General features: G+C 37.1%; 6 protein-coding genes. 3 read left to right on the forward strand and 3 right to left on the reverse strand.

The window, feature by feature from the left end; genetic code table 11:
* The 3 genes from Q8907_12120 to Q8907_12130 all read left to right on the forward strand — a co-directional run.
* Positions 1-808: SusC/RagA family protein (locus tag Q8907_12120; GenBank protein ID MDP4275016.1), on the forward strand; the 808-nt coding region annotated here is incomplete at its 5' end.
* Positions 809-996: 188 nt separating this feature from the next.
* Positions 997-1,788 carry a hypothetical protein gene (locus tag Q8907_12125; GenBank protein ID MDP4275017.1) on the forward strand — a complete coding sequence of 264 codons (792 nt, stop codon included), beginning with the start codon at positions 997-999 and terminating at the stop codon, positions 1,786-1,788.
* Positions 1,778-1,972 (forward strand): helix-turn-helix domain-containing protein, encoded by a 195-nt coding sequence (locus Q8907_12130; protein ID MDP4275018.1) that lies wholly within the window; start codon positions 1,778-1,780, stop codon positions 1,970-1,972. The genes Q8907_12125 and Q8907_12130 overlap by 11 nt, the downstream gene beginning before the upstream one ends.
* A gap of 72 nt (positions 1,973-2,044) precedes the next feature.
* Here the strand turns inward: Q8907_12130 and Q8907_12135 are convergent, their stop codons facing one another.
* The 3 genes from Q8907_12135 to Q8907_12145 form a co-directional block, all read right to left on the reverse strand.
* Positions 2,045-2,761, reverse strand: a complete 717-nt coding sequence (locus Q8907_12135) for a protein-L-isoaspartate(D-aspartate) O-methyltransferase (protein ID MDP4275019.1) — start codon at positions 2,759-2,761, stop codon at positions 2,045-2,047.
* A 204-nt stretch (positions 2,762-2,965) separates the two neighbouring features.
* Positions 2,966-3,622, reverse strand: a complete 657-nt coding sequence (locus Q8907_12140) for a hypothetical protein (protein ID MDP4275020.1) — start codon at positions 3,620-3,622, stop codon at positions 2,966-2,968.
* 323 nt (positions 3,623-3,945) lie between these two features.
* Positions 3,946-4,992 (reverse strand): two-component regulator propeller domain-containing protein, encoded by a 1,047-nt coding sequence (locus tag Q8907_12145; protein MDP4275021.1) that lies wholly within the window; start codon positions 4,990-4,992, stop codon positions 3,946-3,948.
* Positions 4,993-5,466: the final 474 nt, after the last annotated feature.

Below are 5,466 nucleotides of genomic sequence, written 5' to 3' on the forward strand. Positions count from 1 at the left end.
CAGTAGCAATTTTTCCAATACCATATTAACAGATGGAGCAAATTTGGAAAATAAAGGTTATGAAATCACTTTAAATTTGTTACCTATTTCCAGAAAGAAAATGTCCTTAAACTTTGAATTCAATTTAAGTTATAACAAGAGTAAAATAACAAAATTATCAATGAATAACATGTCATTCTACCTTGAAGGTGGCTATGTTTATACCGGCAACTTGCAAATAACAAAAGTTGGTTCTCCAGCTCATTCCTTTTACATGAACAAGCAAATATATGATGCAAACGGAAAACCGGTTGAGGGCTTGTATGTCGATCTTTCAGGAAAAGGTGGGATGATAAATGGCAACAATGCAGATAAATATGTTGATCATAATCCGGCTCCTGATTACCTGATGGGATTTTCTGCACGTTTTACTTACAGAAATTTTGACATTTCCGGTTCCGGCCGCATCAGTCTTGGCAATTACGTATACAACAGGCTGGCAGCCAACGCTTCCTACAACCAGATATACCAGATTGGTTATTGGCAAAATGAAACGAAGTATTTGAATGATACAAAATTTGTACAACGACAATTTGCATCTGACTATTTTGTACAAAATGCATCATTCTTAAAACTGGACAATTTAAGTGTAGGCTATAATTTCAACAAAATAGTTAATAAATTAGGTGCTCATGTTTGTTTTACCGTTCAAAATATACTGACTGTCACAAAATACAAAGGTATTGATCCTGAAGTAGTCGGAGGAATTGATACATATGCTTATCCTCGCCCTCGAATATTTTCCATAGAGTTTAATGTTGATTTCTAAATAAGAAGGAAATCGTAATAAAATTTAATAGTCCGCCCTGTCAGATAAACTGATAGCAGAGCTTCATCTGAATTATACATTGCAGTGATTAGATACAGCTGAAAACATCCTCCTCTTTTAATCTTTTTTACTGTTTATTATTGTTTTTTAATGTTTTTTATGTATATTTATTTAAAAAAACAAAAACTATGGAAACAGACCTGTCAATTTTTAAAGTATTTCAGCACAGCGATGAATATTTCGAAATGCTGAGTGATCCCGGCTATTCCCGGAAGTATGTTCTCAAACAAATTTTGGTTATATTTCTTTTTACTTTCCTTTATGGGATTGTAATGGGCAGTTATAATGGGTTCTTGCAAAGCATGGTCACAGGAATCAAAATCCCCTGCCTTATCTTCCTCTCCATATTGATATGTTTCCCGGCCCTATTTGTCATTCAGTACATGATCGGATCGACCATGACCATCTATCAAATGGCAAACATCATCCTGTCGGGTTTTATCGTGTTTTCGACCATCGCTTTGTCATTTGCCCCTATTATCGTGTTTTTCATGGTCACCAGTAACAATTATGCTTTTCTGAAACTCTTGCATGTGGCCATATTCACTTTTTCGGGTATATTTGCCATCAAAACCATTATTAACGGGCTGAAATATTCCTGTGAAAAGAAAAATATATATCCCAAATTGGGCATGACGATATTTAAGATATGGATTTTTATTTTTGCTTTTGTCAGTTCTCAATTAGCCTGGAATCTCAGACCATTTGTCGGAGATCGTAAATTAAAGTTTGAATTATTCAGGGCACGCGAAAGTAACTTTTATGTAGCAGTGATCCAGTCAGTCGGGAATCTTTTTATTCCTGCGCATCCGGCAGTCACGGTTAATCCCGGCCAACCAAAAGTTACGGTCAAGGCAGATGAAAACAAATCTGCCGGTCAGCAAACTCATATCACATTAAAAAAGGGAAATGGACAATAAGGATCAAATAATGACACTGGAGGAAGTAGCTGAATATTTGCGGGTTAAGCCCCAAACCATTTATGCCTGGGCTCAGGAGAAGAAAATTCCTGCAGCCAAGCTGGGCAAGGAATGGCGTTTCAAGAAATCTATGGTCGATAAATGGTTTAATGAGCAGATGGACGAGAAGTTTAAAAATTACTGAGAAGATTTTTTGATAAAATCGGACCCCGGTTTTTGCATTGGATTTGGTGCAAAAATCGGGGTCCGAATATTTTTACTTTTCCCTTATCATGGGCACAAATAAAACGGGCAATGTTTCGGTATAGTGGATTCTACCGTCTTTTTTTTCCAGCAAATACAATTCCTGGCTGTAATTATGCCCCACGGGGATAATCATCCTCCCTCCTTCAGCAAGTTGTTCGACCAGAGGTTGCGGAACATGGGCAGGGGCACAGGTTACAATAATGGCGTCAAAAGGTGCGTATTCCTTCCAGCCCTGATAACCGTCACCAACCTTAACATGTATGTTGTTATAACCTTCCTCTTCAAATATTTTTTCTGCATTTTCGGCCAGTTCTTTGATGATTTCAACGGTATAAACCTCCTTGTAAAGCAGGGAAAGGATAGCAGCCTGATAACCCGAGCCTGTCCCGATTTCCAATACTTTCTGGCTGGTGTCAGGGTTCAATATTTCGGTCATATAGGCTACAATATAGGGTTGCGAGATAGTCTGGTTATAACCTATGGGCAAAGGCCTGTCGTCATAAGAATAACTTTGATACTCTTCTGGAACAAATTTATGGCGGGGAACTTTCATGAATGCATCCAGAACACCGGTGTTGCGAATCCCACGGTTTCTTATCTGTTCTTCAACCATGGCTTTTCTCAGGCGTAAATATTTGTCGCCCCCCGGTGCGTGCTTATTTGGACAGTTTGTGGTCAGAAAAACAAGCATCAGACAGGAAAAACAGATTTTGGGCTTTGTCCTCATCGCCTATAAAGTTAGGGATTAACACAATAAATTACAGCCTGATTGTCACTAATTTACAACAAATAAAGACAGGTTATTCACTTTGTAAAATATATTTTCACCTGGATCCCATAAAAGAGAAAAGGATTTTATGCAGCTTTAAACTGACCTAAAATCCTTTTCTAAAAAGTTTATTTATACCAACCTGTCGAAGCAGTTTCGGCTTTAGAGGTAAATTCTGTTGGTTTCCAGTATTTCTCCGGTCAAGCTGTTGTGGTATATGGCTTCAATGGCAGATTCCCGTTTTGAATAATAAACAGGGGTATCTTTACATACGATTTTAAACTCATTTGAACTAAGATTCTGAAATAATTTTCCTGCTTTACCGTCGGCAAATTCAACTTTAAACTGTTTAAAAGGCCCGGAAACCAAAGATCTTGTCGTACCTTCATAAACTTCAATATAAACAGGCATTTCAGAAGAACTCTTGCCACCTTCTCCGGACACTGAACCCTGGATAATCTTTTCTTTCATCTTTTCATAATCTTCAGAACCGATCACTCCGCTGTCCATAAGATCCTTCACCTTTTTCAGGTTTACAGAAGCATTATTGGTATTCAATTGCTTTACGGTCAACAGGATTTGTTCTTCCAACTGTAACAATGACTCTTCATAAACCAGAGCCTTACGGGTTTTGGAAACCAAAGTAAACAACAGACCGATAAAAGGGCTGAAAAATAAGGAGATGAAAAAAGCGCCCCAGAACCCTATCTTCTTGTTTGAGCCCACTGCTCCGATAATAAAACTTAAGATTAACCATGCAAAGGAGGTCCATAAGCCAATTTTCAATAATAATTCTCTGGTAATTTCAATTTTTTCCATATTTAAATATTTAAAATTTTTAGTATTTCCTTAACAAACAATATCAAGTATTCTTTCGCGTTTAAACTTGCGAATATAATATGACAAATCGTTTTATGTTTAAAAATCTTTGATCATTTCCGGCTGTTCCTCAAAGGAGGAATAGTTCATTAATCGCAATGCCGTTTCTATCAGAGTTTTGACATATTGGCCAGAATATATTTGCTGCAAAACTGAATATTTCACAAAACTATTAAAAAAAGCCGGTCCTGCCATTTATCAATTGACAGGACCGTATTAAATAATATCTAAAAAAACGGTAGCTTTTTTTCCTTTAAAATTTTCTACAAATTTGTACTGGCGATATAAAATCCATCATTTAACTTGAAACACAATTCTCCGCCCACATATAATTTTCCGTTGGAGCATCTGAGTTTTAATATCCCCGCGTAAGCATTTAATCCCATATTGCTCCAGCTGCTGCCATTCCATTTGGCCACATAGAATTGATTACTGCTGTTATAAAAATTACCTCCTGCATAGAGATTACCTTTGGAATCGGTGCAAATCGAATTGACTACATCATTCCCCTTTAAATTAAGGTCTACCCAACTGCTGCCATTCCATTTCACAACATATCCACTTGTAAAAACGAAACCTCCGCCGGCATAAAGTGTACCATTTGCATCAAAACAAATGGTATGAACCTGTTCATGGGATGTTAAATCCCCAATTGTCGTCCACCCACTCCCATTCCATCTTCCCACACTTCCCCCTGAACCGGTTAAAGCTCCACCGCCAATATACAAATTTCCGTTTGGATCGGTTACCACGGTATTTACCCAATGGCTCCATCCGGTCATATTTAATTTTGACCAGGTAGTTCCGTTATATTTGTATACATCACTACTATTGCAACTTTCATAGAGCATGCCTGATGGATCAGTACAAAGGGTTGCAGCCTGAGCATCCGCATAATTCCCAATATTGGTCCAGGTACTGCCATTCCATTTTTCTATATAATTAACTCCGTTTGCATCGGTATAATCACCGCCAATATACAGGTTACCATTGGCATCGCCGGCAATAGCATAAACCGTATTGTTTACATTGATGTTTCCTACTTCCGACCACTTGCTGCCATCCCATTTGGCCACATACCGTTTACCATTACTGTTCTTAAAGTCACCTACTGCATATAAATACCCGGATTTATCCACATAAATATCAAAGACATTATTTAAATCATCTTTATTCCCAAGCGCCGACCATCCATTACCTGAACTGGAGCCCCCATTATCATCGCTTTTCGAGCAACCTGTTGTAAGCAGCAACGGCATTATTCCCATAAGGAAAAATGTGAAAATCCAAATTTTCTGTTTCGTTTTCATAATTTCTCTTTTTTTAATTGGACAATGTTTTATATAGGATTACTGTTTTTGAGAGATCTACAACAACCTGGTGTATTATTTTAACAATTTTCTGATATTTGAGAAGGGACTATGTTATACACACATTCAATGTAAATATAATTTTTTTTTAATAATTTCAAATAATCTAACAGGCTTTTTTTAAAAAAATATTCCTCGGGAAATTCTATTTTGCTTAGGGTATCCTGTTTTACTTCACTCAAATTTAATAATACCGGCAATAGTGTTTATCAGGTTTATCAATGATTATGGCATTCTGGTTTGCAAAAAAATCCATCTATTTCCAGGATTTTCCAGGAAAACCGTAGGGATAAAAACGAAAAAAGGAGCCTTTCAGCTCCTTTAGAATATAATTAAAAATTAAAATCATCCGCATTTTGAACATCCGCAACTGGTACATATCAGGCAGCCTTCCTGGTATACCAGCGATTCGGA

The sequence above is a fragment of the Bacteroidota bacterium genome (genome assembly GCA_030706565.1).
Classification (GTDB): Bacteria; Bacteroidota; Bacteroidia; order Bacteroidales; family JAUZOH01; genus JAUZOH01.

Bases quoted from the DNA above. Each gene is read 5' to 3' on its own strand.
- Q8907_12125 (MDP4275017.1), top strand. From the start codon at position 997: ATGGAAACAGACCTGTCAATTTTTAAAGTATTTCAGCACAGCGATGAA.
- Q8907_12130 (MDP4275018.1), top strand. From the start codon at position 1,778: ATGGACAATAAGGATCAAATAATGACACTGGAGGAAGTAGCTGAATAT.
- Q8907_12135 (MDP4275019.1), bottom strand. From the start codon at position 2,761: ATGAGGACAAAGCCCAAAATCTGTTTTTCCTGTCTGATGCTTGTTTTT.
- Q8907_12140 (MDP4275020.1), bottom strand. From the start codon at position 3,622: ATGGAAAAAATTGAAATTACCAGAGAATTATTATTGAAAATTGGCTTA.
- Q8907_12145 (MDP4275021.1), bottom strand. From the start codon at position 4,992: ATGAAAACGAAACAGAAAATTTGGATTTTCACATTTTTCCTTATGGGA.